The organism is Pseudarthrobacter sulfonivorans (assembly GCF_001484605.1).
Taxonomy (GTDB): Bacteria; Actinomycetota; Actinomycetes; order Actinomycetales; family Micrococcaceae; genus Arthrobacter; species Arthrobacter sulfonivorans_A.
This window is the reverse complement of record NZ_CP013747.1, coordinates 3,535,918-3,562,567: the sequence shown is the minus strand read 5'-3', so window position 1 is coordinate 3,562,567 and position 26,650 is coordinate 3,535,918. Positions and strand designations below refer to the sequence as shown.

Genomic DNA, 26,650 nt, shown 5'->3' with positions numbered 1-26,650 from the left:
CTTGTTTAGGAGCGGAGTCCCTGGAACACGTTCTTGGGCCGCTGCATCTCGCCGTGCTTGGCACCCAGGACAATCACCGCGGCAGCGAATGCCGGGACGGCCCACTGCAGCAGCTTGAGCTGCTGCTGAGCCGACTGCAGTTCCTCGGACGCACCGGGATTCGGCTCGGTGGCGCCCCGCGCTCCCTCGTCCGCGAGCTTCTCTACCTTCTTGCCAAGGATGCCGGCGTAGAGTGTCACGGCGGCACCGGCAACCGTGACCGCCGTCTTGATCGCGGTATCGCGGGCCACACCGTCCTGCTTCGCGATGCGTCCCTTGTTTTCCCACGCGATGGCGAGGTCAGCCACCAGGTGGGAGGCGAAAGCCGCCGTCTGGATCGGAGCCCACTTCATCCAGCCCGCGCTGGACAGACGGGTGCGTTCCGTCGGGTCCTTGGCTTCCGCAGCCGCGCCGTTCAACCCGATAGCGCCCATCAGCGATCCGCCGAACCACGCCGCAGCCGTCAAGTCGTGAACGGACCGGGCAACAAGATTTCCTGCCATGATGTGTATTCCTCACGTTGAACTGGTTATGAATTGCCGCTGGTGCGGTCTTTACTGGCCGCGTCCCCTCAAGATCATGCTCACGCTATCGTAAGCACACTTACTAATATTACGGAACCCCGTCTTCAACAGCGGATACGCGTAATATCGTCGCCATGGAAACAGGGACTTTGTTCGGCTGGGCATTCGGAGACCCCGCCCGGGAAGATGACGGCGAATACATGGCAGGCCTCGAGAAGGATGCCCTGGAGAACGCCAGGGAGACGGCCAAGGCCAAGGGCGTATCAGTGGTTGCTGGCTCCGAGGTTTTCACGGCTTTGAGCGCAAATGACAGCCTGGTGGAGCTGGATCACGCTCCGGGCAAGCTGGTGGTCCGCTGCACGGTGCACGTTGAAGGCCCCGGGGCCGGGAAGCTCCACGCAGAGGGGCCCATGAACGGCTGACTCATGGCAGACGGGGAATCCACTATCGGCGAGGCGGCGGACGCCGTCGAGGAGGCGTCTGACACTAAGGCGCTGGACGTTGTGGCGCGCTCGGGCTTTGCCGTGATGGCCCTGCTCCACGTCATCGTTGGTGCGATTGCCATCGCCCTGGCCTTCGGTCAGCCGGGGCAGGCGGAAGCCACTGGCGCCATCGAGCAGCTAGGCGCCAACCCCTGGGGACCGGCCGTGCTGTGGGCGTGTGTCGTTGCTTGTACCGGCCTGGCGCTGTGGCAGCTCAGTGAAGCGACGCTCCGGGCGCGGCACCGGCCCGGGCCGAAGCGGCTGCGCAAGCTGATCTCGTCAGGGTGCCTTACCGTTGCCTACGGCAGCGTGGGCCTGAGCTTTGCGGGCTTCGCCATCGGCATGCGAGGGGACTCGGGAGACACCACCCGGGACTTCAGCACCGCACTCCTGAACGCCCCGTTCGGGCTGCCTGTGCTGGTGGCCGTCGGCCTGACCACCATGGGCGTCGGCGTGTACTTCGTGGTGAAGGGCCTGCGGCGCGGGTTCAAAAAGGAGCTCTTTCGGTTTGAAGGCACCCGGCGCGGCAAGCTCATCGACTCCCTGGGCGTCACCGGTCACGTGGCCAAGGGGGTCGCGCTGAATCTGGCCGGGCTGTTGTTTGTGATCGCGGCCAGCAAACAGAGTCCCGAAGAATCCACCGGCCTGGACGGCAGCCTGAAGGCGCTCCGCGACCACCCGTTCGGCCCGTACCTGCTTGTCGCGATCGGAGCCGGCTTCATCTGCTACGGCATGTTCGCGCTCGTCCGGGCGCGGTTTGGCTGGATGTAACCACCGATGGAGGGAAAACCATGTCAACCGTGAGCCGCCTGTTCAACACCCCGGCCGACGACATCTGGAAGGTGATTGCCGACGGGTGGCTGTACTCCGGCTGGGTGGTGGGGGCCTCCCGCATCCGTGCCGTCGACGCCCACCGCTCCCTGGAACTGGTGGCGCGCGGCTGGCCCCTGGGCGAAGCCAAAGTGGTGATCACGCTGGAGGATATGGGCACGCAGTGCCGGGTCTCCATCGCCGAGGATGCCATCCGCGGACCGGGCAAGCTCGTGCCCAAGGTGCTGCGGGACCCGCTGATCGACGTGCGGAACCGGGAAACCCTCAGCCGGCTGGAACTGATGGCAGCCGGTGGGGCGGGCAGCTAGGCCCGGACGTTAAAAGCAACGCGGGGTCACTTCCTGCCCAATAAACCGTGATTATTGGGCAGGAAGTGACCCCGCGTTGGTTGTGTCCTAGACGTTGGCTGCTACGCCGTCGCGGGAGATGGCAACCATGTCCTCGCGCGGCACCACCTTGATGCGCTCACGCTTGACCTCAACACCGTGCGAACCGCCGGCCTCCGTGGCTGCGGCACCGAGCGCGAGTTCGTGGGCGTCCAGCGCCAGCCAGCCTTCCCAGCTGGTGAACTTCACGCCGCGGGCGTCGAGGAGGTCCACGACGGCGTCCGCCTCGGGAACGGCGGCGACCGGAAGGTTTTCGCGGTCTTCCAGCAGGTACGTCACGGTCTCGAGGGCATCGCCCTTGGTGTGGCCGATCAGGCCCACCGGTCCGCGCTTGATCCAGCCGGTGGCGTAGATGCCCGGCACGTGGGTGCCGGCGGCATCCAGGACGCGGCCGCCGTCGTTCGGTACCACGCCCTTCTTGTGGTCGAACTCGATCTCCGGCAGCGCCGAACCGAAGTAGCCGATCGAGCGGTAGACGGCCTGGACGGGGTAGTCCACGAACTCGCCGGTGCCGCGGGCGTTGCCCGTGCCGTCCAGCTCGGTGCGCTCGAATTTCATGCCGGCAACCTTGCCCGGCGTCGCGGCGTCGTCGTAAATTTCCACCGGGCTGTGCAGGAAGTGCAGGTGCAGGCGGCGGGAGGCGGTCAGCTCGGAGAGGTCCTCGGGCTGCTCGGCGATCCAGTTCGTGAGGGTGCCCACCATGGTTTTGGTCTGGTTGTTGCTCTGGATCTGGCGGTCCGATTCCTCGTCGAACTCGAAGTCCTCGGCGTAGAGGATGATGTCGACGTCCTTGGAGTGGGAGAGTTCGCGGAGCTCCAGCGGGGTGAACTTCACCTGGGCCGGGCCGCGGCGCCCGAAGACGTGCACGTCCGTGACCGGCGAGTTCTTCAGCCCGGCGTAGACGTTGTCCGGGATTTCGGAGACCAGGAGGTCGTCGGCGTGCTTGGAGAGGACACGGGCCACGTCCAGGGCCACGTTGCCGTTGCCGATCACGGCGATTTCCTTGGCGTCCAGCGGCCATTCGCGGGCGACGTCGGGGTGGCCGTCGTACCAGGAGACGAAGTCCGCGCCGCCGTAGGAGCCGTCCAGCTCGATGCCCGGGATGTTCAGGTCCGCGTCCTTGATGGCGCCGGTGGCGAAGATGACGGCGTCGTAGTGGGTGCGGAGGTCCTCGATGGAGATGTCGGTGCCGTAGTCCACGTTGCCGAAGAAGCGGATGTCGCCGCGGTCCAGGACTTTGTGCAGGGCGTTGACGATGCCCTTGATGCGCGGGTGGTCCGGGGCCACTCCGTAGCGGATCAGGCCGTAGGGTGCCGGGTAGCGGTCAAAGAGGTCGATGCTCACGGTGAGCTCGCCGCTCTTGACGGCTTCGCTCTTGGTGAGGATGTCCGCGGCGTAGACGCCGGCCGGGCCGGAGCCCACAACGGCAACGCGCAGCGGACGCTCGGCAGATCCTACGGAGGTGCTTGATGACACGGCTGTGTTCCTTTTCTTCTGCATCGATTGCTCCGTAATGGCCCTTTTGAGGACTCATAAGGGCGGTTGCGGAGCAATCGATGGGTTTCAGGGGGTTAGAACTCGGGTGGTGCGGGGGCTGTTCGGGGTGGTGGTGCTGTAGTCCGCTGTCCTGAAGTGCGACGGCGCGAACGGGCTGACGCGGACAACGTCGCCGATCACAATCACGGCAGGATTTGCGACGCCGGTGGCTTCCGCCTGGTCGGCGATGGAACCGAGCGTGCCGATCGTCACGCGCTGATTCGGCAGATAGCCGTTCTCAACGATGCCAACTGGAGTGTCCTGAGGCAAACCGGCGCCAGCCAGGGCAGCGGCCGAATCCCGAAGTGCGGCCACGCCCATCAGCAGGATGATGGTGTGATCTGCCCGGGCGGGGACCTCGGACAGCTCCTCGTGGCCAGTGACAACACTGAAGCCCTTGGCCAGGCCGCGGTGAGTCACGGGGATGCCGGCGGCGGCCGGGACGGAGATCGCGGACGTCACGCCGGAAACCACTTCCACCTCGACGCCGTGCTGCCGGCAGTATTCGGCTTCCTCGCCGCCGCGGCCCAGGACGTACGGATCGCCGCCCTTGAGCCGGACCACGCGGTGCCCCTCCAGGGCTTCGTCGACAAGGATGCGGTTGATCTCCGCCTGCGGCACGGGATGGTGGCCGGGGGTCTTGCCCACTTCGATCACGCGGACGTCGGGGGCGAGTTCGTTGAGCAGTTCGCGCGGGCCGAGGCGGTCTGCCACCACGACGTCGGCCTGGCCGAGCAGCCTGCGGCCGCGGACGGTGATGAGGCCGGTGTCGCCGGGCCCGCCACCCACAAGGGCCACGGAGCCCGCCGACGCCCGACGGCGGCGCAGCGGGAGGTCGCCGGTTTCCAGTGCGGTGGCGACGGCGTCACGCAGGGCCATGGCACGGCGCGGGTCTCCCCCGGCGTTCACGGCGATCTGCACGTCGTCAACCACAGCGACGGCGGGCGTCCACGCGGCGGAGGCTTCGTGGTCGGAGGCGTTGACGCACCAGATGCGCTGCGCCTCGGCGTCGGCCGACACCTGGGTGTCCACGGCGGGATCTCCGGTGGCCGTCTGGACGAACCAGACGCCGTCGACGTCGGAGGGAAGGTAAGTGCGCGGCTCCCAGGTGAGGAGGCCGGCGTCGGCCAGTTCGCGGAGCGCGGCGGAGGCAACGGGAGCCACGACGGTGACCCGCGCACCGGCGTCGAGCAGACCCTTGGCGCGGCGGGTTGCCACGGGGCCGCCGCCCACCACCAGCACGGGGCGGCCGAGCAGCCGCAGTGCTGTGGGGTAAATATCCTGAATTGCCATGAATCAACGGTAGGGCCGCGCCGTTACACCAACAACGGCAGCGGAAACACCAGTTCACGTAAGGTAACCCTGCGTCACATTGCCGGGCGGGCTCGTGGGACGCCGTCGGGGCGCCATCGTGGGGCACATTGGCCGTCAGGAACGCCAAAGCCGGATCGATCGCCGGCGCGTCCGTGTCAAAGTGCCCCAGTTCAGCTGCTCATGCTGCTGAGGAACCGGCCGCGGTCAACGATGAGCCGCTGCAGGTAGCGGCGCAGGACCAGGTCTTCCACCAGCCGGCCCAGGATCCCGAACGGCGCCCTGAACTCCACGCGGTCCGTCATGATGCTGCCGGTGGCCGTGGATTCGAACTCGTGGACGTGGCGGAACGTTTTGAACGGGCCCCTGACCTGTTCGTCCGTGGAGCTGTTGGGGAAGTCCAGTGCGGTGATGCGGCTGGTCATCTTCAGCGGTACGCCAAAATGCCGGGCCTGCCAGGTCACGTACTGGCCTTCACCGATCAGGCCCGACGTAACCCCGCCAACTGCCCGTTCGTCGGCGGCCTTCTGGGAATCCATGTGCGCCTCAATGCTGCGTGCGAGGTCGAACAGGCGCTCCGGCGGGAGTGCGGACGCGGTGCGGCACACGAAGCTGACAGTCATGGCGCCAGTCTGCCAGATCTCACGATGGTGGGGCTCCGGCGTAGGTCGTCGCCTGCAAAACAGAACAGCAAAGCCCGACGGCGGGACTCGCCGTCGGGCTCTGCCGGGTACTAAATAACCAACGCGGGGTCAGATCCGGCCTAATAAACCGTGGTTATTGGGCCGGATCTGACCCCGCGTTGGAAGGAGGGTTAGCGGGTGCTGCCGGCGAGGAGGCCGCGGCTGCGGAGGAGGCGCTTCTCGATCGGCGCGAACACCAGCAGCTCGATGAGAATGCCGACGGCCAGGATCAGCAGGATCGCGGCCATTACAACCGTCATGTCGGACAGGACCCGGCCTTGGTCAAGCAGCGAGCCGAGTCCGAAGCCGATGGTGCCGCCCACGGCGATGATTTCCGCGGCCATGAGCGACCGCCAGGAGAATGCCCAGCCCTGTTTGAGCCCGCCCAGGTATCCGGGAAGTGCGGCAGGCAGGACAATCTGCACGGCCATCTGGAAACGGTTCGCACCCAGGACCGTGCCGACGCGGCGGTACTGCGGCGGGATCTGGTCCACGCCGGAGATCAGCCCGTTGATGATGGACGGGATCGCACCCATAAAGACCACGAAGTAGACGGTGGCATCAGTGAGGCCGAACCAGATGATGGCTGCAGGAACCCAGGCTACGGACGGCAGCACCTGAAGGCCGGAAATCAGAGGCCCGAAGGCACGGCGCAGCGGCGCAACCTGGGCCAGCAGCAGCCCCACCGGCGTGGCGATGGCAACGCTGATCAGGAACCCGACCAGCCCGCGCTGCAGCGAGGTCCACACCGCTTCCTGCAGCTTGGCCTCGCCCCAAAGCACGCCGATCTGGCCCAGGACATCCAGCGGACCGGGAACCAGGTCGCGGCGCTTCAGGCCCAGGGATACGTAGAACTGCCAGATCAGGACAAGGACCACAAGGGCGGCGACCGGCAGGAGCACCCGGCTCCAGTCGATCCGGTGCTTGCGCGCGGCGTCGGACTGGAGCGAATCCAGCCCGGCCTCGAGCTCTCGCAGGTCCTCATGCCCGGTGGAAGTTCGGGTCAGGGCGGCGTGGACTTTGCGGGTTTCCGGCTTGGCCTCGAAAGGTTCGGTCTCGGCGAGGGGCGTGGGGTTATTTGGCATGGCGGCGAATCTCCTCCCGCAGCCGGGCGGTGATGACCCCGGTCAGCTGTCCGGCCAGGCCGGCGTCGGTTCGGTGTTCCTCGGTGACGGCCCACTCCTGGACCACACGGCCGGGGCGGGACGACAGCAGCAGGACACGCTGGCCCAGCCGCACGGCCTCGCGGACGTTGTGGGTCACAAAAACGATGGTGCGGCCGGTTTCCTTCCAGATGCGTTCCAGCTCGTCGTGCAGGAGGTCGCGGGTGATGGCGTCCAGGGCGGCAAACGGCTCATCCATCAGCAGCAGCTGCCGGTCCTGCGACAGGGCACGGGCCAGTGCCACGCGCTGGCGCATCCCGCCGGAGAGCTCGTGCGGACGCTTGTCCCCGGCCTCGCCGAGGTGCACCAACTCGAGCAGCTCGTTGGCCTTGATCCGGCGTTCAGCTTTCCCCACACCGCGCAGCTTTAGGGCCAGCTCGATATTCTCCCGCGCCGTCAGCCAGGGGAAGAGGGCAGCGTCCTGGAACATAAAGGCTGCCCCGTCGCTGGGCACTTCCAGGGCGCCCGACGTCGGGACCTCCAGTCCCGCCATGATGTTCAGCAGGGTGGATTTGCCGCAGCCGGACGCACCGAGGAGGGCGACGAATTCGCCCGCGCCGATGGTGGCGTTGACGTCGTCCAGCACCGGGGCGCCGTCGCCGAAGCGCTTGCCCAGGTTTTCCAGTACGACTGGCATGGTCCCGTCCTTAAGTAGTTGGTGCGGTAGGTGGCGGTCAGTCCTGGCCGAGGCCAGCGGCGGAGACCCGTTCGGCGGTCCCGGTGACTTCGTTCAGGGCACGGAGGTCGAACAATCCGGTGATGTCCGCCTGCTTGGTGGTGCCGGCTTTCACCCCGTCTTCGAGGAGCTTGGGGTAGGTTCCCGCGAGCGGATCCACCGTGAAAACCACGTTCTGCAGGGCTCGGTCAAGGACATCGGCGGGAAGCGCCGCGCCTGCCGATTCCTGCAGGGCGTCGTTGATGACGCTCGACTTCTCCGCAACAGGTGCATCGTTCAGCCAGGCCACGGACTCAACATGGCCGCGCAGCAGGGCCCTTACGGTGTCCGGGTGCGCGGCGGCGAACTTCTTGTTCACAATCAGGATGGTGGTGGGGAACTCGCCGGCCTTGCCGGAGAGCGAGCCGTCCCAGAGGTCCTTTTCGTCCACCAGGACCTTGGCTCCGGCCTGGAGCACCAAACGGGACGCCCACGGCTCAGGCAACCACGCGCCGTCGAGCTTTCCATCCTGGAACAGTTTCAGCGTCTGGGCGTTCTCCGTGGGGTTAATGGCGACGTCGCCGCTGCCGTCCACATTGGTCTCGTAGCCCTGCGAGCCGAGCCAGGCGCGAAGCGCCACGTCCTGCGTGCCGCCCAGCTGAGGCGAGGCCAGGGTCTTGCCCTTCAAGTCCGCCGCCGAGGTAATCTCAGGACGCACAACCAACTGCGCCCCACCCGCTGCGGCGCCCGCGATGACGCTGACGGACTCCCCCTCGCTCTTGACAAACGAGTTGATGGCCGGGTTCGGGCCGATGTACGCCGCGTCGATGGCACCGGCATTCAGCGCCTCGATCGCGGCTGGCCCGGCGTTGAAAGTCTCGGTGCTGAGCTTGGTGTTGCCCAGGTTCCGGGCGAGAATCCCCTGTTTCACGCCCACCAGGGCGGGGGCATGGGTCAGGTTTCCGAAATAGCCCAGCTTCAGTTCTGCGGCCGGAGTGGGCGCGGGGATGGATGCCTCTGCCGCCGTATTACGGGAAATGGACGACGCCACAACGGCACCGGCGGCGATCAGGAACACGAGCCCGATGGCCAGGGCCGCCTCGATGGCACGCTTGCGCTTGGGTACTGCGCTTTCGCCTGCCACGATGCGGGTCATCCCGGGCTTGGAACTAGTCATTGTTTCACCATAGGGAGTGACATAAACCCATTCAATGAAGCAGAAACGGGGGGTCACGCGGGTTCATGCAACGTCACATTCCGTGCTCGGTTCAGTCGCCCTTGACGTTGATCAGCTGCCGGAGCTTGTGCCGCACCTTGACCAAGTCCGCCGCGTCCCTCATCACCACATCGATGGGCTTGTAGGCCGCCGGAATCTCGTCGATGAAGGCCTCGGTGACGCGGAACTCGATGCCCTGCATGGCCGTCTTCAGCTCGGCCAAGGAGAAGGTCTTGCGGGCAGCCGTGCGGGAGTACTCGCGCCCGGCCCCGTGCGGGGAGGAGTTCAGCGAGACGGGGTTCCCCAGCCCCTCCACCACGTACGACGCCGTCCCCATGGACCCGGGGATAAGTCCCGGATCGCCGTGCTCGGCTCTGATCGCCCCCTTCCGCGATACCCACACGGATTTGCCGTAATGGGTCTCCTGCTGCGTGAAGTTGTGGTGGCAGTTGATCCGCTCGCGCTCCGTGACATGGCCGCCCACCCAGTGGCCGAACTGAGTAATGACGCGGTCCATCATTTCCTCGCGGTTCAGGAGGGCGAAGTGTTGCGCCCAGCGAAGTTCCTTGATGTAGCGGGCGAACTCGCTGGTACCCTCCTCCAGGTAGGCGAGGTCCGGGTCGGGCAGCCTGGTCCCGCGTTTGCGGGTCACCTGCTGGGCGACGCCGATGTGGTGCTGCGCGATCTTGTTGCCCACGCCCCGCGAGCCCGAGTGCAGGAACAGCCAGACGGCGTCGGTCTCGTCGGCGGAGACCTCGATGAAGTGGTTGCCTGATCCCAGCGAGCCCAGCTGAAGTTCCCACTTGGCCAGATACTGGGCAGGGTTGAAGCCGGCCTGCGCCGCCAGCTTCCGGAGCTCGGCAAGGCGCGGTTCGGCAGTGGACATGACCCGCCGGTTGTTGTGGCCTGCGGACAACGGAATGGCCCGTTCGATGTCCTCGCGCAGCCGTTTGCGGTCCTTGGGCAGGTCCTTGACCGAGTACTGGGTCCGCACAGCGATCATGCCGCAGCCGATATCCACGCCCACAGCGGCCGGGATGATCGCGCGCAGGGTGGGGATCACTGAGCCGACGGTGGCACCCTTGCCCAGGTGTGCGTCCGGCATCAGGGCAAGGTGCGGGTAGATGAACGGCAGCGTGGACGTGGCCAGCGCTTGCTCGCGGGTCTTGGCGTCCAGGATCGAGGCCCAGCTGATGAGCTTGGGGTTGATGGTTTCCACGCTTCGCCTCCCACTGTTAAGGATACGAAAACGACGAAACCGCGGCTTGTTCGCAAACCGGCCCGTGAAGGCCAAAATCTGCGAACAAGCCGCGGTTTCGGCAGAAACTTAGATCGAGTAGCGCTCGTCCTCGTGGTCGCCCGGGTGGTCCTTGACGAGGCCCGCGGCCAGCGTGTTGCCGTCCAGGGGGTCGATGACGAGGAACGCGCCGGTGCGGCGGTGGTGCAGGTAGTTCTCCAGCGGCAGCGGCGCGGCGAGCCGGAGCTGCGCGTGGCCGATGTCGTTCAGCTCCAGGCTGGACGCGCCTTCGAGCTTGAAGGTGGCCAGGTCCAGCTTGCCGCTGACGCTGCGGACCAGCGCCTGGACGGTGCGGGTGCCGTGCTTGACCAGCACCTTGGCACCTTCACGCAACGGCTTCGGCGAGAGCCAGCACAGCGCGGCATACAGGTCGGCGGTGGACTCACGGACAGTGCCGGCCGCAGCGATGGTGTCCCCACGGGCGACGTCGAACTCATCTGCCAGGCGGATTGCCACCGACTGCGGGGCGAACGCTTCCTCCAGCGACTCGCCGGCGAAATCGATGCCAATCACCGTCGTCGTGCGCGGAGCCTGGCCGGGAGTGATGACGGAAACCTTGTCCCCCACCTTTACGGAGCCCTCGGTGATCTGGCCGGCGTAGGCGCGGTAGTCACGGTAGGCCTCCACGTCCAAGCCGCCAGCGACGGCGTCGGGAGCCAGCGCACCCTGCGGCCGGATGACCAGCTGCACCGGGAAGCGGAAGCTCTCCAGTTGCGTGTCGATCTCGTCTGCGGCGGGCAGGGTTTCGAGGACCTCGAGCAGGGCCGGGCCGTCGTACCAGGGGGTGCGCTCGGACCGGTCCACCACGTTGTCGCCGTCGAGGGCGGACACCGGGATGACCAGCAGATCATCGATGTGGTCGGCAGAGCCCAGCTCGGCGGATCCGATGCCCAGTTCGCGGGCCACCTGCTGCACGTCGGCCTGGATTTCGCGGAAAACGGACTCGCTGAAGTCAACGAGGTCGATCTTGTTGACGGCCACAATCACGTGCGCCACCCGCAGCAGCTGCAGCACGGACAGGTGCCGGCGGGTCTGCTCCAGGACACCCTTGCGGGCGTCAATGAGTACGACGACGGCATCCGCAGTGGACGCGCCGGTCACCGTGTTTTTGGTGTACTGGACGTGCCCGGGGCAGTCGGCCAGGATGAAGCTGCGCTGGTCCGTGGCGAAGTAGCGGTACGCGACGTCGATGGTGATGCCCTGCTCGCGCTCGGCACGGAGGCCGTCGGTCAGGAGGGCCAGGTCGATGCCGCCGGCCGAGCCGCCGAAGCCACGGTCTGCTGACGTGCGGGCGACGGCGTCGAGCGTGTCAGCAAGAATCGCCTTGGAGTCGTGCAGGAGGCGGCCCACCAAAGTGGACTTCCCGTCGTCGACCGATCCGGCGGTGGCGAAACGGAAAAGGGTGGTGGGCAGGGCTGTCTCGAGCTCGGCGGCCAATGTGTCAGTGGTCATTTAGAAGTACCCATCCTTCTTGCGGTCTTCCATGGCGGCCTCGGAGATGCGGTCATCTGCACGGGTGGCGCCACGTTCGGTGATGGTGGAGGCGGCAACTTCGATCACAACGTCGCTCACGGTGGCTGCGTCCGACTCAACGGCACCGGTGCAGGACATGTCGCCCACGGTGCGGTAACGGACGGTTTTGACGATGACTTCCTCGTGCGGCAGCGGCTGGGAAACCTCGCCCACCGCACGCCACATGCCGTCGCGGGCAAACACCTCGCGGTCATGGGCGTAGTACAGGCCCGGCAGCTCGATGTTCTCGCGTTCGATGTAGCGCCAGATGTCCAGCTCGGTCCAGTTGCTGATGGGGAATGCGCGGACATGCTGGCCCACGGTGTGGCGGCCGTTGTAGAGGTTCCACAGTTCGGGGCGCTGGTTGCGCGGGTCCCACTGGCCGAATTCGTCGCGGAGGCTCAGGATGCGCTCCTTGGCGCGGGCCTTGTCCTCGTCGCGGCGGCCGCCGCCGAAGACGGCGTCGAACTTGTTCTGCTGGATGGCGTCCAGCAGCGGGACGGTCTGCAGTGGGTTGCGGGTGCCGTCGGCACGCTCGGCCAGCTCGCCGCGGTCGATGAACTCCTGGACGGAGCCGACGACGAGCTTCAGGCCAAGGCGCTCCACCGTGCGGTCGCGGAAGTCGATGACCTCGGGGAAGTTGTGGCCGGTGTCCACGTGCAGCACGGGGAACGGGACCTTGCCCGGCCAGAAGGCCTTGGTGGCCAGGTGCAGCATCACCACGGAGTCCTTGCCGCCGGAGAACAGCAGCGCAGGCTTCTCGAACTCGGCCACAACTTCGCGGATGATGTGGATCGCTTCGGACTCGAGGGCGTCCAGGCTGGAGAGGCGCGTGGATACGGCGGCTTCAGTCACCTGGGTGGTCTCCTCAGTTAGGAAAGTGCTCATACGTGTAGCCCGCATTCTGTCTTGTCGGTGCCTGCCCAGCGGCCGGCGCGGGGGTCGTCGCCGGGCGCCACCTTGCGGGTGCAGGGCTGGCAGCCAATGGAGGGGTAACCCTGGGAAAGCAGCGGGTTGACGGGCAGGAGGTTGTCATCGGAGTACTGGACCAGCTGGTCGAACGTCCACGCGGCCACCGGGTTGACCTTGACCAGGCCGTTGACTTCGTCCCAGGTCACCAGCGGGGTGTTGGTCCGGGTGGGGGCCTCGTCGCGGCGGACGCCGGTGAACCACAGTTCGTAGCCGGCCAGGGTGCGGCGCAGCGGGGCCACCTTGCGGAGGGCGCAGCACTGGGCGGCGTCGCGGGCAAAAAGATCCTTGCCCAGGAGCCGGTCCTGCTGTTCCACGGTGCTCTCGGGCAGCACGTCCACCACGTTGACGCGGAGGTTCGCGGCCACCTCGTCACGCGTGGCGTAGGTTTCCGGGAAGTGGTAGCCGGTCTCCAGGAACAGGACGTCGACGCCGGGCATCTGGTCCGCGACCAGGGCCGGCAGGACGGCGTCGGCCATGGAGCACGCGACGGCCACCGCGGACAGGTCGAAGTTGCGCTCCACCCAGGCGATGACGTCACGGGCGGGGGCGTCCCAGCCGAGCTCGGCCGCGCCGGATTCGGCGATGACCTTCAGTTCGTCGTGGGTGCGGAGGTTAGCGGCAGGCGATGCCGCCGGGGTTTCGACAGGCTCAACCACGGGGTCAACTCCCAGTGCGTGCTTGCTCACTGGAGGGCCTCCTCGTCTGCTGCGTGGGCCCACTCGGCGAAGGTCTGGCCTTCGGCGCGCTGGGCCACGAACGTCCGGACGACGCGTTCCACGTAGTCCGGCAGGTCCTCGACGTATACTTTCAGGCCGCGGACAGTGCGTCCCAAACCTGCCTCTTCGCGGCTGTTGGAAGCCAGCCCGCCGCCCAGGTGGACCTGGAAACCCGGGGAGGGGTCGCCGTCGGGCGTTGGCAGCATCATGCCCTTCAGGCCGATGTCCGCGGTCTGGATGCGGGCGCAGGAGTTGGGGCAGCCGTTGATGTGCAGGGACAGCGCGTGCGGCAGTTCGCCGGACTCCGCGAGGTCCGCCAGGCGGCGTTCCAGGTCAGCGACGGCGGTGGCGGCCGTGACCTTGGTTTCCACGATGGCCAGCTTGCAGTATTCGATGCCGGTGCAGGCGATGGTGCCGCGGCGGAACACGGACGGGCGTGCGGAGAGGCCCAGGGCGTCCAGCTCGGCAACCAGCGGTTCCACGTGGTCCTTGGCAACGTCCAGCACTACGAGTTTCTGGTGCGGGGTGGTGCGCAGGCGGTAGGAGCCGCGGGCCTCGAGGGTGTCCGCGAGCTTGATCAACTGAGCGCCGGACAGGCGGCCGGCCAGCGGGGTGGCGCCGATGAAGAACTTGCCGTCCTTCTGCTCGTGCACACCGATGTGGTCGCCCGGAGTGGTGGGCTTGGGCGCGGCGGGCCCGTCGGCCAGCTTGTAGCCGAGGTATTCGTCCTCAAGGATCTGGCGGAATTTCGCCGGTCCCCAATCAGCCATCAGGAACTTCAGGCGGGCCTTGGTGCGCATGCGCCGGTAGCCGTAGTCGCGGAAGATGCTGGTGACGCCGAGCCACACTTCGGCGGCTTCCTCGGGCTTCACGAAGGCGCCGAGCCGCTTGCCGAGCATCGGGTTGGTGGACAGCGCGCCCCCCGCCCAGAGGTCGTAGCCGACGCCGAGTTCGGGGTGGCGGACGCCCACCAGGGCGAAGTCGTTGATCTCGTGCACCACGTCCTGGCTGGGGTGGCCGGTGATGGCGGTCTTGTACTTGCGCGGCAGGTTGGACAGCAGCGGGTTGCCGATGAAACGCTCGCCCAGCTCCGCGATGAGCGGCGTGGGGTCGATGATCTCATCCTTGGCGATGCCGGCCACGGGCGAGCCCAGGATGACACGGGGCACGTCGCCGCAGGCCTCGGTGGTTGACAGGCCAACGCCCTCAAGCCGGTTCCAGATCTCGGGGATGTCCTCCACGCGGATCCAGTGCAGCTGGATGTTCTGGCGGTCCGTGAGGTCGGCGGAATCCCGGCCGAAATCAACGGAAATCTGGCCGATGACGCGCAGCTGCTCGGTGGTCAGCGCCCCGCCGTCGATCCTGACCCGGAGCATGAAGTACTTGTCTTCGAGCTCGTGCGGCTCGAGCGTGGCGGTCTTGCCGCCGTCGATCCCGGGCTTGCGCTGGGTGTACAGGCCCCACCAGCGGAAGCGGCCGTGGAGGTCCTGGCTGGGGATGGCGTCGAAGCCGTCCTTGGAGTAGATGGTCTCGATACGCTCGCGCACGTTGAGGCCGTCGTCTTCCTGTTTCCAGGTTTCGTTGGCGTTCAGCGGGGTTTTGCCGTCCACTTTCCACTGCCCGTGCGGCTTTGCAGCGGGGCGGGAGGCGCGCGCGGGGCGCTTGGCGGCGGCGGGGTCCACGGACGCTCCGGCTAGAGCTGTATCAGTCATGCATCGACTGTAGGTGCCCGCCGAAGCGCGTCACAAAGGTCCGGAAACGGGAGGTCACCTAGGGAAACAATTCGTCACGAACCGCCGAAGAGCCTTGAAGATGCCCGCCCGCTGTGCTTGGTTCCAGGTTCCCGGGCGGGGCGGCTATTGACCGCGTACGACGGCGGCGTCGAACCGTTCCAGCGCGATCTCGGCGAGCACCGGCGACGGCAGCAGTGGTTCCGTCACGAGATCGGCACCGGCTTTGGCCAGCTGGTCGTGGAAGAACCCCGGCGCGAGCAGGTAGGAGGCAATCACCACGCGGCCGCCGTCGTCCACGGCCCCCGCGGACTCCCCCGCCCCGGCGCCTCCGGCCAGTTCCAGCCGAAGGATGGCGACGGCGTCGGGCACGGACGGCTTCGCAGAGGCACCGTAGGCCGGCAGAATCCGGTTGCGCCGCAGCGCCCTGAGCTGGTCGGCAAGCTCTTCCACGCTGACGGCGGCGTTGGGATTGGAGGACCCGGCGGCGGCGAGGACAATCGCGTCGCGGTCCGTGACGCCGGCCTCCCGGAGGCGCTGGTCCAACAGGGCAGCGAGCCGCGGGTCCGGGCCGAGCGGCGCTGCGGCGAGGCTGCCCGGCCGGCTCTTCACAGCCCGGGCGATGTCCACTTTGACGTGATATCCGACGCTCAGCAGCAGAGGGACAACGACGGCCTTGTCCTCTTCGGGCAGGCCTTCCACCACGTCCACGAGGTCCGGCTGCTGGACGTCCACGTAGGCCTCGCGAACGACAAGGCCCGGGCGCAGGGCAGCGATGGCTGCTCGCAGGGCGTTGACCTCCGCGGCGCCTTGAGTGCTGGACGTCCCGTGGGCGCAGGCGATCATGATCGGGTTGTTCATAGGGGCTAGCGTAACGTTGGAGCCGCCCTGTCCGCCCACCATGAAACCGCCGGGACGCCACATGACTTTGCCGTTCGACACTTTGCCGTTCGACATCGACCTGGTGTGGCTGGACCTGGCCGGAGTCTTCTTCTTCGCCGTCTCCGGGTCCTTGTTGGCGGCACGGAAACAGTTCGACCTGGTGGGTTCCCTGCTGCTGGCATCCCTGGTCTCCCTCGGCGGCGGCGTCATCCGCGACATCATCCTCAACACCACACCGGCTGCGTTCTCCAACCCCGCCTACTTGGTTCCCCCGGTGCTGGCCACCGTCCTGGTGTATTTCCTGTACTCCAGCGTGCAGCGGTACACCTCGCTGCTGGTGCTGTTCGACGCCGGCGGGCTAGCCCTCTTCTGCATCACCGGAACGCTGAAGGCCCTGGCCCTGGGGATGAATCCGGTGGCCGCCATGCTGCTCGGCGTGACCACGGCGGTGGGCGGCGGCCTGCTGCGGGACATCACCGCCAACGAGGTGCCCCAACTGTTCAACCCCCGCGACCTTTACGCGCTGCCGGCCTTCAGCGGGGCAGCGTTGACAGCGCTGCTGTGGGTCACCGGGGCCTTCAACGTGCTGACGGCGTGCGCAGTGGCGGCCGTGGTGTTCGCTTTCCGCGTGGTTGCCTGGCGCCGGTCCTGGTATGTCCCTCTCGCCGTACATGGCTTGCACCGGCGGGGCTCTGGTGGGAGCTAAGGCGGGGGCTCCGGCGGCGGGCTCCGGCCGCGGCTCCGGCGGGAGCTCCGGCGGCGGGGACGGGGCTGGGGGCTTTGGCGGCCCGCGCGGCTTTGGGGGCGGTGGGGCTGATGGGGCTGGCAGCGGCTCGGGAGCACGCCGCAGTTAGCTAGGATATGAGCATGACTGACATGTTCCTCGAGAAGTTCCGCGCGCTTGTTCCGACCTATCTCGAGGACGAATGGCAGGAAGAGGATGGCCTGCCCACGGACGAACTGGACTCAGCTCTCGCCGAACACCAGTTCCAGGTTCCCCTGGTCCTCCGCGAGTTTTACCGGGCGGTGGGCGGCTGCGAGGACATCATGGAGGCGTACCACTACTTCTGGGATCCCGAAGAGCTGGAAGTGGATGACGAAGGCTTCCTGATGTTCCTCGAGGATGAGGAGGAACAGTTCACCTGGGGCTTCCGCGTAGGCGACCTCGGCATCCCGGACCCCATCGTGTACCGCCGCAACAACGCCCGCGGCCAGTGGAAGAGCGAAGAAGGGACCTTCTCCGAGTTCGTCTTCGACATGTTCGAGTGGGCCTTCAACGACGAAGAAGAAAACTAGGGTCCTCCTCCTGCCGGCTTGTCTTTCCACCGCCCGCCTTCTGTGGTTTGCTCAGCCAAAACGGGGCACTTCGACACGAACGCGCCGTGCACCGAGCATGTTTCGCCGGTCAGGTCCCCCAAAGTGGCCCACGACGGCGCGACTTAGCTCCCGCCGAAGGCTCCCTGTCGGCACAGCTCCAGTACCGCCAACACTTGGCTCACCATCCGCTCAGGGTGATGGACAACGTCGTCATAGCCGAATCTGAGGCCAAGCCGTCCGCCGATGACTGTGGCATTGTTGCGCTTTCGGTCCTTTTTTACTTGCCGTGGTTCCAAATGCGTAACGCCGTCGGTTTCCACCACGAGCCACTCCTCAATAAGGAAGTCCACTTCTCCCACTCCCGGAAGCTCTACATGCCTTCGGACATGGAGGCCCGCTCGCCGGAAATGGTAGTTGGCCAGCACCTCCAGGATGGAATCCGCCCTGGGGACCACGCTGTCGAGGACGGACCTGGCGCGGGCGTTCCGGTTTCCGCGGAGCTTCCGCCGCAGGAAGTCCATGCTGATGTCGCCCGCTGTGCTGCGCACTGAAGCATGACCAGCGATTCCACGTCGGGCAGGCACCGCAACGCATGAATCAGGACGTCGGCCAAGCCTGCCACTGGCAGCCACGGATGGTGCGGGTGGGGGCATCGGCCATGGGTCAGCGTCCCCGGCGGTGTCTTCTTGTGCCCTGGACTCAGGTGCACGGAACTTGGTTCATAAAGCGTCCACAGCCGGTACGTGGGGGCGGCCGACAAGCACGTCAGCAGCGCGTTGTGCTGAAGCGCCAGGGCTGACGCGCCTGCCTCACGCGGCATGCTGTAGATGCCTCGTCGAATCCGCACAATTCGCCCGGCCGCCAGTGCTTTGTCGAGGGAAGTTCGGGAGAATCCGGCCTCTCGGAGCGTCGAGGCCCGGGCTACGCCTGCCCGCGCGCCGAGAAAAGTCTCAATATCCATTACTCCACGGTGCACGTGGACCACAGCAAAGGGCAGACCCAAGATGCCGCATGTGGACAACCGGGCCGTCGTGGGGCACTGCGACTCGGACTCGCCGTCTCTGCAGCCCGGAAGGCCCCTCGGATGCCGCAATGTGCCCCACGAAGGAGATGGAGCAGGACGGGAGGCCTGTGACACGCGCAGTAACAGCAGGCTTGCGTCCTGTGACAAACCTGTCATAGACTGTTCACGGATCCGCTAAACGCCTCCGGCGGGTCTGATGCGAACGGAGATATAGCCCCGGTTCGACGCAACGTGTGACTCGTATCGTTGCTGAGAACCGGGGCTATTGCATTTAACGAGCGAGGGCCCCGGCCAGGTTCACCCCGCCAAGGCCCTGCTCCAAAAGAAGAGAATCAGCTGGCGCGGTCCACCACGGCCAGGGCGAAGTTGGACAGCGAGGACTTCACAACACCCTCAGGAAGCGGCGCCAGTGCGGCAATGGCTTCGTCGGCCCAGCGGCGGGCAACCACCCAGGACTCAGCGGTGACGGGGTGCTCGCGGAGCCCGGCCACGGCGGCAGCCAAGGCAGCGTCGGAGGTCAGGTCCCCATCAATGAGCTTCAAGAGTTCGACGGCGGACTGGTCACCGGCCGCAGCATCGCGCCGCAGGAACAGAACGGGCAGCGTGGGCACACCCTCGCGGAGATCCGTGCCCGGTGACTTGCCGGACTTCACCTTGACGCCGGTGACATCAATGACGTCGTCGGCGAGCTGGAAGGCCACGCCCACCTTCTCGCCGTACTCCACCAGGAGGTCCTCGTAGGCCTCGTCGGCGCCGGCGAAGATGGCACCGAGCTGGCCGGAGGCGGCTACCAGGGAACCGGTCTTGTCCGCGATGACGGACAGGTAGTGCTCCACCGGATCCTCGTCCGGACGCGGGCCTACAGTCTCGTGCAGCTGGCCCAGGCACAGCCGCTCGAACGTCCGGGCCTGGATGCCCAGCGCCCGGGAACCAAGCTCGGACACCAGGATGGACGCGCGGGCAAAGATGAGGTCGCCGGTGAGGACAGCCACGGAGTTTCCCCATACCTCGTGGGCCGTGGGGGCGCCGCGACGGAACGGCGCGGAATCCATGACGTCGTCGTGGTACAGCGTTGCCAGGTGGGTCAGCTCGACCACCACGGCCGCCTGCACCACGGCGGGAAGCGAGGCGTCGCCAAGGTGGGCGCACAGCAGCGTCAGCAGCGGCCGGATGCGCTTGCCGCCGGCTTCCACGAGGTGACGCGACGTTGCGTCAGCCAGGGGGTCCGAGTTGGCAATGGCTTCGCGCAGCTTCTTTTCCACCCGCGCCAGGTTGTTGGTGATGGCGGGGCCCAGTTCGGCGTCCTCCGCGATCGCCGCGAAGCCTGCGGGCAGCTGGAGTCCCGTGGCAATGGCGGTGGTGTTGAGGCTGGGTTCGGAGTCCGGCAGGCCGTGCCCGGCGTGCGTCCAGCTGTGGTCTGCGGAGTTAGTCACTGGTTAACCCTAACTTTTTGTTGCGGATACCGCTGGTTCGATGCCGGTGGGGTGTTGGAGGTGGCCGGAACCAGCGACTCCAGGACGCGGATGGCCCGGTCCTCGAAGCCTTTCGCGGCCGGGTCGGTCAGGTTTGCGAGCAGCCGCACCACAAAGCGCATCAGCACGGGAATGGGCATCCCGGTCCGCAGCGCGAGCTTCATGACGGCGGGTTTGCCGATCAGCGCGGCAAATGCCCGGCCCAGCGTGAAGTGCGATCCCCACTGGCCCCGCACATAGTCCGCGTACCCCGCGAGGTGCGCGTCGGCGTCGTGCGTTGCCCCCGCAGCAGAGGAACGGGCGGACGCGTCGATGATGAACTCCGCCGCGAACCGGGCCGATTCCATCGCGTAGGAGATGCCCTCGCCGTTGAACGGGGAGACCATGCCGCCAGCGTCGCCCAGGAGCAGGAGGCCGGGCGAGTAGTGCGGGGTGCGGTTGAAGCCCATGGGCAGCGCGGCGCCGCGGATTTCGCCCACCTGGTTGTCCGGGGTGAAACCCCACTCGGCGGGCATGGCGGCGGTCCATTCGCGCAGGACCTGCTTGTAATCGAGCTTGCCAAATTCCTTGGACGAGTTCAGGATGCCAAGGCCCACGTTGGACGTGCCGTCGCCGACGCCGAACACCCAGCCGTAGCCGGGGAGCAGTTTTCCGTCGCGGCCGGGGAGCTCCAGCCAGCCTTCCATCCAGTCGTCATCGTGCCGGGGGGACGTGAAGTAGGTGCGGACGGCGACGCCGAGGGGGCGGTCGTCGCGCTTGTGGATGCCCAGCGACACGGCGGTTCGCGTGGAATTGCCGTCTGCGGCGAGTACGACGTCGGCGCTGAAGTCGCGTGACTCCCCCGTCTTGCGTCCGGACTCGTCCAGGAGCGCTGCGCGGACACCGGTCACGCGGCCGTCTTCAGCCCGGAGAGCTTCGGTGACGCTGTGCCGCTCGAGGATTTCGGCGCCGGCAGCCTCGGCGTGGCGGGCCAGTTCCTCGTCGAAGCCCAGACGCGTACGGATGAGGCCGTACTGCGGAAAGTCGGACACCTCGGGCCAAGGCAGCTCAATGGTGCGGCCGCCCGCGATCAGGCGCAGGCCCTTGTTCCGGCGCCAGCCGTCGGTTTCAGAGTGCGGCAGGCCGAGCTTCTGGATTTCGCGGACGGCGCGCGGGGTGAGGCCGTCGCCGCAGACCTTCTCGCGCGGGAAGCTGGTTTTCTCCAGGACGGTCACACTGATGCCGGCCTTGGCAAGGTAGTACGCGGCGGTGGAGCCGGCTGGCCCCGCGCCGACAATCAGGACATTCACTGGTCAGCGCTGGATGTTCCGGCGGAGCTTGGCCACGGGGCCTTTGTGCGCGGCGATTGCCTCCGCTGCGCCCTCCGGCGTGTGTTCCAGCGGCTTGGTGGCACGGTGCACGGCCACGATCCCGCCGGTCAGGTTGCGGTACGTGACCTTTTCCCAGCCGGATTCCTGCAGCCAGGCGGCCAGGTGGTCCTGGTCCGGCCAGGCGCGGATGGACTCGGCGAGGTAGACGTAGGCGTCCGGGTTGGAGGCCACCTTCACGGCGATGGCCGGCAGCGCACGCATGAGATATTCCGTATACATGGTGCGCCACAGCGGCACCACGGGCTGGGAGAACTCGGCGATGACCAGCTTGCCGCCGGGCTTGGTGACGCGGAGCATCTCAGCCAGCGCCTTCTTGGGCTCGTTGACATTGCGCAGCCCGAACGAAATGGTGCTGGCGTCGAAGCTGTTGTCCGCGAACGGCAGGTTGGTGGCGTCGCCGGCAACAAAGTTGATGTCCGGGCGGCGGCGCTTGCCCACCTTGAGCATGCCGAGGGAGAAATCGCAGGCGATGACATCTATGCCTGCATCGGCATATGGCTCGCTGGAGGTGCCGGTTCCCGCGGCCAGGTCCAGCACCCGCTGGCCCCGTTTCATGTCCATGGCGTCCACCACGATCCTGCGCCAGCGGCGGGTTTGCCCCATGGAGAGGACATCGTTGACGACGTCGTACTTAGGTGCGACGTCGTCAAACATCGTGGCTACTTCGTCCGGACGCTTTTCCAAGGATGCTCGGTTCACCATGCAATTGTCTCAGACAAACTTGAGAAGGACTTTCGACGAGCCCGTCCGGCGGTCCGAAGCCACGGCAAACGCCTCGGCCACGTCACCGGCGTCGAACGTGTGCGTCAGCAGCGGCTCAACGTCCAGCCCGTCCGCCAGGTACGCGAGGGCGTCATCCAGCTCGTCCGCGAAACGGAAGGTCCCACGGTAATCAATCTCCCGGAAAACGAGTGCGGCGAGCTCGGCCGTCACGGGCCCGGCCGGCAGGTTGCCCACCTGGACCACGACGCCGCCGCGGCGCACGGCCGCGAGGACACCGCCCAGGGCGCGGGCAGCGCCGGAGGCCTCGAACGCAACATCCACGTCGGGAAGCTGCGCGCCGGAACCCACCAGCACAACGCCGTCGGCTCCCATCCGCTTGGCGATCGCCAGCGAAGTCTCCGAGAGGTCACTGGCGACGACGCTGGCCGCGCCGGCGCGCCGGGCGGCGGCCACCAGCAGCGCGCCGATGGGCCCGGCGCCGTTGACCAGAACGTCCTTGCCGGCGAGGCTGCCGGCCCGGCCGACGGCGTGGATCGCCACAGCGAGCGGCTCGGCGACGGCGGCCTGCCGGGTGGTGACGCCTGCGGGCAGGCGCCGGAGCTGGCCCGCCGGGACGGCCTTGCGGGAGGCGAAGGCGCCGTCCGTGTGCGGCCGGTGCGCGGCGCTGCCGTAGTAGGTGACCTGCGGGCAGAGGTTGGTGCGACCGGCGAGACAGTCGGTGCAGTCGCCGCAGTACACGGCCGGGTGGACGGTCACGGCGTCGCCCACCGCGAAGCCCTCCACGCCATCACCCAGAAGGGAGATCCGGCCGGCCACCTCATGGCCCAGGACCATAGGGTCGGCCAGGAGGCTCAACCCGGAGGCGCCGTGGGCGACGTAGTGCAGGTCCGAGCCGCAGATCCCGCCATATTCGACGTCGACGATCACCGAGCCGGCCGGGCAGTCCGGGTCCGGACGGTCCTCGAAACGCAGGTCTCCGGCGGAATGGACAACTACGGCTTTCAAACTGCATCCTCCACGAGGGTCAGGTCGCGTCCCTTGGTTTCAGGGGCGAAGAACGTGGCCACAAAAGCGATGGCGGAGTAAAGGACCATCATTCCGGCCACCGGCCACCAGGAATTGGTGAACAGGGCCAGCAGGCCGGCGGCGATGATGGGGGCCAGGCCGCCGGAGAGCACACCGCCGATTTCCTTGGCCATGGCCAGCTGGGTGTAGCGGTTGCGGGAGCCGAAGAGTTCGTTCACGTAGGCGGACTGGACCGAGAACATGCCCAGCACGGAGACGGACAGGCCGATGATCAGGACCAGCGAGACGAGGAACGGGTCGCGGGACTGCATCATCAGCAGGGCCGGGATGGCGAAGCACATCTGGAAGCCGGACAGGGCGCGGTACATGCTGCGGCGACCGAACTTGTCGGAGAGCCAGCCGGCCAGCGGAACGGTGGCAAAGCCGAGGAACGAGCCGATCAGCAGCGCGAAGGTGCCCACGCTCTTGTCCATGCTCAGGCCGGTGACGATGTAGCCGATGAGGAAGGTCTGGATCATGGCCGAGTTGCCGGATTCGCCGATCCGCAGGGCCATCGCCAGGAAGAAGGCCTTGCCCTTGCGCTTGGTTTTGGCGGCCGGGGCGGACTGCCCGACGGCGGTGCCGGACTCAGCGGTGAAGGCGGCGGCAGCAGCGGCGTCGGCGATTTCCTGCGCACGGGCGGCCTCGAAAACGGGGCTTTCCTTCAGGTTGCGGCGCATCCAGAGGGCGTAAAGCGTGATGCCGATGCTGGCGATGAACGGCAGGCGCCAGCCCCAGCTCATGAGTGCTTCTTCGGGCAGGAGCGTCAGCAGGACCCACAGGCCGGAGGCCAGCAGTGTGCCGGAGTTCGTGCCGAGGCAGACAAAGGAGGCGATCAGGCCGCGCTTCTTGGGCGGAGCGTATTCGGCCAGCATGACCGAAGCGCCGGAGAGCTCAGCACCGGCGCCGAAGCCCTGGGCGAGGCGGAGGAGCACGAGGATGATCGGCGCGGCAAGGCCAATCTGGGCGTAGCCCGGCAGGAAGCCGATGAGCATCGTGGACACGCCCATCATCATGATGGTGATAACCAGGACCTTCTTGCGGCCCACGCGGTCACCCATGCGGCCGAAGAACCAGGCGCCCACCGGGCGGGCCAGGAAGCCCACGCCGTAGGTCATGAAGGCGATCAGCAGGCCCACTACGGGGTCGAAGTTGGGGAAGAAGATTTTGGGGAAGATGATGGCGGCGGCCAGCGAATAGAGCTGGAAGTCCATGTATTCCATGGCAGTTCCGAGCCAGCCGGATACTGCAGTCCTGATCAGGTCCTTGGATGAGCGCTTGGTGGCGCCTACCTGGATTGTTGCCGTCATGAACCCCTCTGTTCTACGGGTCCGGCCGGATGCACAGCTTCAATGATGCGGCATGGCCAGACGTCTTGGTCTTGTCCCTTCATCGGGACAACGACTGCCATTCAAGCACTGCCATACCAGTGTGTCAATAGATGACGCAGCTCCGCACTTGCTCCCTGGGCACGGCGCCTTGGCAGGGTGGCGCGGCTACTGTGGAAGCATGGCCGCCCCCGACACCACCCCGCGCATCTCTGCCCGGATGATGGCGTATGCGCAGATCCGTGAGCGCATCATCTCCGGCGAGGACGCGCCCGGGACCCTCCTCTCCGAGAACGAGCTGGCGCACCACCTGGGCACCAGCCGCCAGCCCATCCGCGAGGCACTGATGCTCATCGCGCAGGAAGGGCTCGTGGAGATCCGCCCGCAGAGCGGCACCTACGTGACCTACCTCGACCCGGATATCGTGGCGCAGGCACAGTTCATCCGCGAGGCCATCGAGGTTGCGTCGCTGGCTGACTGCGCCCGCAACATCACCCCTGAAAACGCAGCCGCGCTCTACGAACTCCTGGACCGGCAGGACGCCTGCACCACCCGTGAGGAGTTCTACCCGCTGGACGAGGACTTCCACCGGACCCTGCTGGCCATCGCCGGCCACGAAACAGCCTGGGCCACCGTTTCCAACGCCAAAGGCCACCTGGACCGCGCCCGCTACCTGGGGCTCAGCGGCTACCGCGGCATCACGGAGTACGCCGCCGACCACCGCCACGTGCTGGACGCGATCCTCGCCGGTGACCTGTCGGCTGCGGAAGACGGGCTGCGCAGCCACCTGCGCTTCATCCTGGACGACGTCGCGAGCATGCGCGCCGCACGGCCGGACCTGTTCTCCGCCCCTGCCGGGCCGGAGCGACGCACAGGGCGGCCGGCCCGGGTCTGACACGCGCGGGAGTAGTGTTGTCTCATCATGACGAGCACGTTCCGCACCCTCACAGTCCCCCTGGATGGCAACGCATCTGCCGGCGGACTGCCGCAGTTCCTGGTCCGGGACGACGCCCTCTGCTGGACCCGCCGCGAAGCCGGCCTGGTGGGCTTCGGCGAGATCGCCCGCTTCACCGCCACCGGCCCTGAGCGTTTCCTTGAGGCCGACATCTGGTGGCGCCACCTGGTCCTCGAAGCGGACATCACCGACTCCGTGGAGCTGCCCGGCACCGGTCCCGTGGCTTTCGGCTCCTTCGCGTTTTCCAAGAAGTCCACCCACGTATCACGCCTGATTGTGCCGGAGATCGTGGTGGGCGTCCGCGACGGCCGGTACTGGCTCACCCAGTTGACGGTCGACGACGGCGAACTCACCGAAGCGGGCGCCCTCGCCGCCCTGGCCGGCTGGCTGAGCGATGGCAGCACCTCCGGTGACGTCCCCGCCGAACCGGCCGGCGCCGTCGTGCGTCCTTTGCCTTCCGCCGACGGGGCCACCCTGCACACCGGTTCGCTCAGCGAGGAGGACTGGATGGCCGCCGTCGCCGCCGGCGTGGCGGAGATCCGGACCGGTGCGCTGGAGAAACTGGTGCTGGCGCGGGACATTGTGGCCACGGTGCCGTCGGGCGTGAACGCCGCGCAGGTGTTGCGCGAGCTCGCCGTGCGGTATCGCGAATGCTGGACGTATGGCGTGGACGGGCTCGTGGGCGCCACCCCGGAGATGCTGATCCAGGTGGAAGGCCGCACCGCCCAGGCGCGCGTGCTGGCCGGGACGCTGGACCGCCGCGATGCGCACGGCGAGTCCGAGATTCCCATGGATTACGCCGAACGGGTGCTGGCCGGATCCGAGAAGCAGCGGCACGAGCACGAGATCGCGATCCAGTCACTCACGTCGCAGCTGGCACCGTTTTCCGAGGCCATGAACGCGCACGACGAGCCGTTCATCCTGGAGCTGCCGAACGTGTGGCACCTGGCGTCGGACGTCAAGGCGGAGCTCGCCGAGGTGGAGGGCCATGTGCCCACGTGCCTCGCGCTGATCAATGCGCTGCATCCCACGGCCGCGGTCTGCGGCACGCCCACACTGGTGGCCGGCGCCCTGATCCGCAAGCTTGAACACCTGGACCGCGGCCCATATGCGGGGCCGGTGGGCTGGCTCGACGCTGCCGGAAATGGCGAATGGGGCATCGCCCTGCGCGGCGCCGTGATCGAGGATCCGCATACTGTGCGGTTATATGCCGGTTGCGGCATAGTGGATGGCTCCCAGCCGGAGGCCGAGTTGGCGGAGACGTGGGCGAAGTTCCGGCCGATGCTGGAGTCGCTGGGGATTTCCAACTAGGGCCACCGTCCCACCCACCTGACTGGCACTTAAACGTCATGAAACCGTGTCGTGAAACGGCGTTTTCACGACGCTGTCTGCGAGCTAGATTTGTAGTGTGTCCGGAATTCCAGACACAGGCCGCCTCCCGGGTCTTGATTTAGCCTGTGA

Annotated in this window: 26 protein-coding genes and 1 pseudogene; 7 read left to right on the top strand and 20 right to left on the bottom strand. The window is 66.9% G+C overall.

Going from position 1 to position 26,650, the window contains the following annotated elements; genetic code table 11:
• Window positions 1–5: 5 nt before the first annotated feature.
• Entirely contained in the window at window positions 6–542 is a 537-nt protein-coding gene (locus AU252_RS16090) for a hypothetical protein (protein ID WP_058931597.1), read from the bottom strand.
• A 155-nt stretch (window positions 543–697) separates the two neighbouring features.
• On the opposite strand from AU252_RS16090, the gene AU252_RS16085 reads away from it, so the two are divergent.
• Genes AU252_RS16085 through AU252_RS16075 form a run of 3 tightly spaced genes read left to right on the top strand, consistent with a single transcriptional unit; the run spans window position 698 to window position 2,184 of the window.
• Complete coding sequence (locus tag AU252_RS16085) at window positions 698–985, top strand: hypothetical protein (RefSeq protein ID WP_058931596.1); 288 nt, start codon at window positions 698–700, stop codon at window positions 983–985.
• A 3-nt stretch (window positions 986–988) separates the two neighbouring features.
• A complete protein-coding gene (locus tag AU252_RS16080) occupies window positions 989–1,816 on the top strand; it encodes a DUF1206 domain-containing protein (RefSeq protein WP_058931595.1) in 828 nt (275 codons plus the stop codon).
• 20 nt (window positions 1,817–1,836) lie between these two features.
• Window positions 1,837–2,184, top strand: coding sequence for an SRPBCC family protein (locus AU252_RS16075; protein WP_058931594.1), 348 nt, complete (start codon window positions 1,837–1,839; stop codon window positions 2,182–2,184).
• 87 nt (window positions 2,185–2,271) lie between these two features.
• Here the strand turns inward: AU252_RS16075 and AU252_RS16070 are convergent, their stop codons facing one another.
• The 12 genes from AU252_RS16070 to AU252_RS16015 all read right to left on the bottom strand — a co-directional run bounded on the left by AU252_RS16070 (window position 2,272) and on the right by AU252_RS16015 (window position 15,914).
• Window positions 2,272–3,738, bottom strand: a complete 1,467-nt coding sequence (locus AU252_RS16070; protein WP_058933002.1) for an FAD-dependent oxidoreductase — start codon at window positions 3,736–3,738, stop codon at window positions 2,272–2,274.
• A gap of 87 nt (window positions 3,739–3,825) precedes the next feature.
• Window positions 3,826–5,091 carry a uroporphyrinogen-III C-methyltransferase gene (cobA, locus tag AU252_RS16065; protein WP_058931593.1) on the bottom strand — a complete coding sequence of 422 codons (1,266 nt, stop codon included), beginning with the start codon at window positions 5,089–5,091 and terminating at the stop codon, window positions 3,826–3,828.
• Window positions 5,092–5,282: 191 nt separating this feature from the next.
• A complete protein-coding gene (locus AU252_RS16060) occupies window positions 5,283–5,732 on the bottom strand; it encodes an SRPBCC family protein (RefSeq protein WP_058931592.1) in 450 nt (149 codons plus the stop codon).
• Between the two features lie 191 nt (window positions 5,733–5,923).
• Window positions 5,924–6,877, bottom strand: a complete 954-nt coding sequence (locus AU252_RS16055; RefSeq protein WP_058931591.1) for an ABC transporter permease — start codon at window positions 6,875–6,877, stop codon at window positions 5,924–5,926.
• Window positions 6,867–7,592: an ABC transporter ATP-binding protein gene (locus AU252_RS16050; protein WP_058931590.1), complete on the bottom strand. Its 726-nt coding sequence runs from the start codon at window positions 7,590–7,592 to the stop codon at window positions 6,867–6,869. Before AU252_RS16050 ends, AU252_RS16055 begins: the two co-directional genes overlap by 11 nt.
• Window positions 7,593–7,629: 37 nt before the next feature.
• Complete coding sequence (locus AU252_RS16045) at window positions 7,630–8,766, bottom strand: ABC transporter substrate-binding protein (protein ID WP_058931589.1); 1,137 nt, start codon at window positions 8,764–8,766, stop codon at window positions 7,630–7,632.
• Between the two features lie 112 nt (window positions 8,767–8,878).
• Window positions 8,879–10,045, bottom strand: coding sequence for an RtcB family protein (locus tag AU252_RS16040; RefSeq protein ID WP_058931588.1), 1,167 nt, complete (start codon window positions 10,043–10,045; stop codon window positions 8,879–8,881).
• A gap of 108 nt (window positions 10,046–10,153) precedes the next feature.
• Window positions 10,154–11,575 carry a sulfate adenylyltransferase subunit 1 gene (locus tag AU252_RS16035; RefSeq protein WP_058931587.1) on the bottom strand — a complete coding sequence of 474 codons (1,422 nt, stop codon included), beginning with the start codon at window positions 11,573–11,575 and terminating at the stop codon, window positions 10,154–10,156.
• Window positions 11,576–12,523: a sulfate adenylyltransferase subunit CysD gene (gene cysD, locus AU252_RS16030; protein WP_058931586.1), complete on the bottom strand. Its 948-nt coding sequence runs from the start codon at window positions 12,521–12,523 to the stop codon at window positions 11,576–11,578. It lies immediately after the preceding gene.
• Window positions 12,520–13,293, bottom strand: a complete 774-nt coding sequence (locus tag AU252_RS16025) for a phosphoadenylyl-sulfate reductase (RefSeq protein WP_430929450.1) — start codon at window positions 13,291–13,293, stop codon at window positions 12,520–12,522. Before AU252_RS16025 ends, cysD begins: the two co-directional genes overlap by 4 nt.
• Window positions 13,290–15,035, bottom strand: a complete 1,746-nt coding sequence (locus tag AU252_RS16020; protein ID WP_058931585.1) for a nitrite/sulfite reductase — start codon at window positions 15,033–15,035, stop codon at window positions 13,290–13,292. Before AU252_RS16020 ends, AU252_RS16025 begins: the two co-directional genes overlap by 4 nt.
• 144 nt (window positions 15,036–15,179) lie before the next feature.
• Window positions 15,180–15,914 (bottom strand): sirohydrochlorin chelatase, encoded by a 735-nt coding sequence (locus AU252_RS16015; protein WP_058933000.1) that lies wholly within the window; start codon window positions 15,912–15,914, stop codon window positions 15,180–15,182.
• 61 nt (window positions 15,915–15,975) lie between these two features.
• Between AU252_RS16015 and AU252_RS16010 the strand changes: the two genes are divergently transcribed.
• Both AU252_RS16010 and AU252_RS16005 read left to right on the top strand, forming a co-directional pair.
• Window positions 15,976–16,641 carry a trimeric intracellular cation channel family protein gene (locus AU252_RS16010; protein ID WP_058931584.1) on the top strand — a complete coding sequence of 222 codons (666 nt, stop codon included), beginning with the start codon at window positions 15,976–15,978 and terminating at the stop codon, window positions 16,639–16,641.
• A gap of 161 nt (window positions 16,642–16,802) precedes the next feature.
• On the top strand, window positions 16,803–17,231 hold the full coding sequence (locus AU252_RS16005; RefSeq protein WP_058931583.1) for a hypothetical protein: 429 nt from the start codon (window positions 16,803–16,805) through the stop codon (window positions 17,229–17,231).
• A gap of 143 nt (window positions 17,232–17,374) precedes the next feature.
• Here the strand turns inward: AU252_RS16005 and AU252_RS24635 are convergent, their stop codons facing one another.
• The 7 genes and pseudogenes from AU252_RS24635 to AU252_RS15975 all read right to left on the bottom strand — a co-directional run bounded on the left by AU252_RS24635 (window position 17,375) and on the right by AU252_RS15975 (window position 24,216).
• Window positions 17,375–17,800, bottom strand: a complete 426-nt coding sequence (locus tag AU252_RS24635; protein WP_240484206.1) for a DUF559 domain-containing protein — start codon at window positions 17,798–17,800, stop codon at window positions 17,375–17,377.
• A 332-nt stretch (window positions 17,801–18,132) separates the two neighbouring features.
• Window positions 18,133–18,213: pseudogene (locus tag AU252_RS24630) on the bottom strand (hypothetical protein); the annotation flags it as partial.
• Window positions 18,214–18,608: 395 nt separating this feature from the next.
• Window positions 18,609–19,709: a polyprenyl synthetase family protein gene (locus tag AU252_RS15995; protein ID WP_058931582.1), complete on the bottom strand. Its 1,101-nt coding sequence runs from the start codon at window positions 19,707–19,709 to the stop codon at window positions 18,609–18,611.
• Window positions 19,706–21,037: a geranylgeranyl reductase family protein gene (locus AU252_RS15990; protein ID WP_058931581.1), complete on the bottom strand. Its 1,332-nt coding sequence runs from the start codon at window positions 21,035–21,037 to the stop codon at window positions 19,706–19,708. Before AU252_RS15990 ends, AU252_RS15995 begins: the two co-directional genes overlap by 4 nt.
• 3 nt (window positions 21,038–21,040) lie before the next feature.
• Window positions 21,041–21,817, bottom strand: coding sequence for a demethylmenaquinone methyltransferase (locus tag AU252_RS15985; protein WP_205630707.1), 777 nt, complete (start codon window positions 21,815–21,817; stop codon window positions 21,041–21,043).
• A gap of 12 nt (window positions 21,818–21,829) precedes the next feature.
• Window positions 21,830–22,846: an L-idonate 5-dehydrogenase gene (locus AU252_RS15980; RefSeq protein ID WP_058931580.1), complete on the bottom strand. Its 1,017-nt coding sequence runs from the start codon at window positions 22,844–22,846 to the stop codon at window positions 21,830–21,832.
• Entirely contained in the window at window positions 22,843–24,216 is a 1,374-nt protein-coding gene (locus AU252_RS15975; RefSeq protein ID WP_058931579.1) for an MFS transporter, read from the bottom strand. The genes AU252_RS15980 and AU252_RS15975 overlap by 4 nt, the downstream gene beginning before the upstream one ends.
• A gap of 199 nt (window positions 24,217–24,415) precedes the next feature.
• On the opposite strand from AU252_RS15975, the gene AU252_RS15970 reads away from it, so the two are divergent.
• The gene (locus AU252_RS15970; protein ID WP_058931578.1) at window positions 24,416–25,129 is read left to right on the top strand and encodes a GntR family transcriptional regulator; all 714 of its coding nucleotides are present in this window, start codon (window positions 24,416–24,418) and stop codon (window positions 25,127–25,129) included.
• A 27-nt stretch (window positions 25,130–25,156) separates the two neighbouring features.
• Window positions 25,157–26,500, top strand: coding sequence for an isochorismate synthase (locus AU252_RS15965; protein WP_058931577.1), 1,344 nt, complete (start codon window positions 25,157–25,159; stop codon window positions 26,498–26,500).
• The last annotated feature ends 150 nt before the right edge of the window (window positions 26,501–26,650 follow it).

What these genes read in the sequence shown, in the direction of transcription:
- AU252_RS16090 (WP_058931597.1), bottom strand. Translation starts at nt 542, where the DNA reads ATGGCAGGAAATCTTGTTGCCCGGTCCGTTCACGACTTGACGGCTGCG.
- AU252_RS16085 (WP_058931596.1), top strand. Translation starts at nt 698, where the DNA reads ATGGAAACAGGGACTTTGTTCGGCTGGGCATTCGGAGACCCCGCCCGG.
- AU252_RS16080 (WP_058931595.1), top strand. Translation starts at nt 989, where the DNA reads ATGGCAGACGGGGAATCCACTATCGGCGAGGCGGCGGACGCCGTCGAG.
- AU252_RS16075 (WP_058931594.1), top strand. Translation starts at nt 1,837, where the DNA reads ATGTCAACCGTGAGCCGCCTGTTCAACACCCCGGCCGACGACATCTGG.
- cobA (WP_058931593.1), bottom strand. Translation starts at nt 5,091, where the DNA reads ATGGCAATTCAGGATATTTACCCCACAGCACTGCGGCTGCTCGGCCGC.
- AU252_RS16060 (WP_058931592.1), bottom strand. Translation starts at nt 5,732, where the DNA reads ATGACTGTCAGCTTCGTGTGCCGCACCGCGTCCGCACTCCCGCCGGAG.
- AU252_RS16055 (WP_058931591.1), bottom strand. Translation starts at nt 6,877, where the DNA reads ATGCCAAATAACCCCACGCCCCTCGCCGAGACCGAACCTTTCGAGGCC.
- AU252_RS16050 (WP_058931590.1), bottom strand. Translation starts at nt 7,592, where the DNA reads ATGCCAGTCGTACTGGAAAACCTGGGCAAGCGCTTCGGCGACGGCGCC.
- AU252_RS16045 (WP_058931589.1), bottom strand. Translation starts at nt 8,766, where the DNA reads ATGACCCGCATCGTGGCAGGCGAAAGCGCAGTACCCAAGCGCAAGCGT.
- AU252_RS16035 (WP_058931587.1), bottom strand. Translation starts at nt 11,575, where the DNA reads ATGACCACTGACACATTGGCCGCCGAGCTCGAGACAGCCCTGCCCACC.
- cysD (WP_058931586.1), bottom strand. Translation starts at nt 12,523, where the DNA reads ATGAGCACTTTCCTAACTGAGGAGACCACCCAGGTGACTGAAGCCGCC.
- AU252_RS16020 (WP_058931585.1), bottom strand. Translation starts at nt 15,035, where the DNA reads ATGACTGATACAGCTCTAGCCGGAGCGTCCGTGGACCCCGCCGCCGCC.
- AU252_RS16015 (WP_058933000.1), bottom strand. Translation starts at nt 15,914, where the DNA reads ATGAACAACCCGATCATGATCGCCTGCGCCCACGGGACGTCCAGCACT.
- AU252_RS16010 (WP_058931584.1), top strand. Translation starts at nt 15,976, where the DNA reads ATGACTTTGCCGTTCGACACTTTGCCGTTCGACATCGACCTGGTGTGG.
- AU252_RS16005 (WP_058931583.1), top strand. Translation starts at nt 16,803, where the DNA reads ATGACTGACATGTTCCTCGAGAAGTTCCGCGCGCTTGTTCCGACCTAT.
- AU252_RS15975 (WP_058931579.1), bottom strand. Translation starts at nt 24,216, where the DNA reads ATGACGGCAACAATCCAGGTAGGCGCCACCAAGCGCTCATCCAAGGAC.
- AU252_RS15970 (WP_058931578.1), top strand. Translation starts at nt 24,416, where the DNA reads ATGGCCGCCCCCGACACCACCCCGCGCATCTCTGCCCGGATGATGGCG.
- AU252_RS15965 (WP_058931577.1), top strand. Translation starts at nt 25,157, where the DNA reads ATGACGAGCACGTTCCGCACCCTCACAGTCCCCCTGGATGGCAACGCA.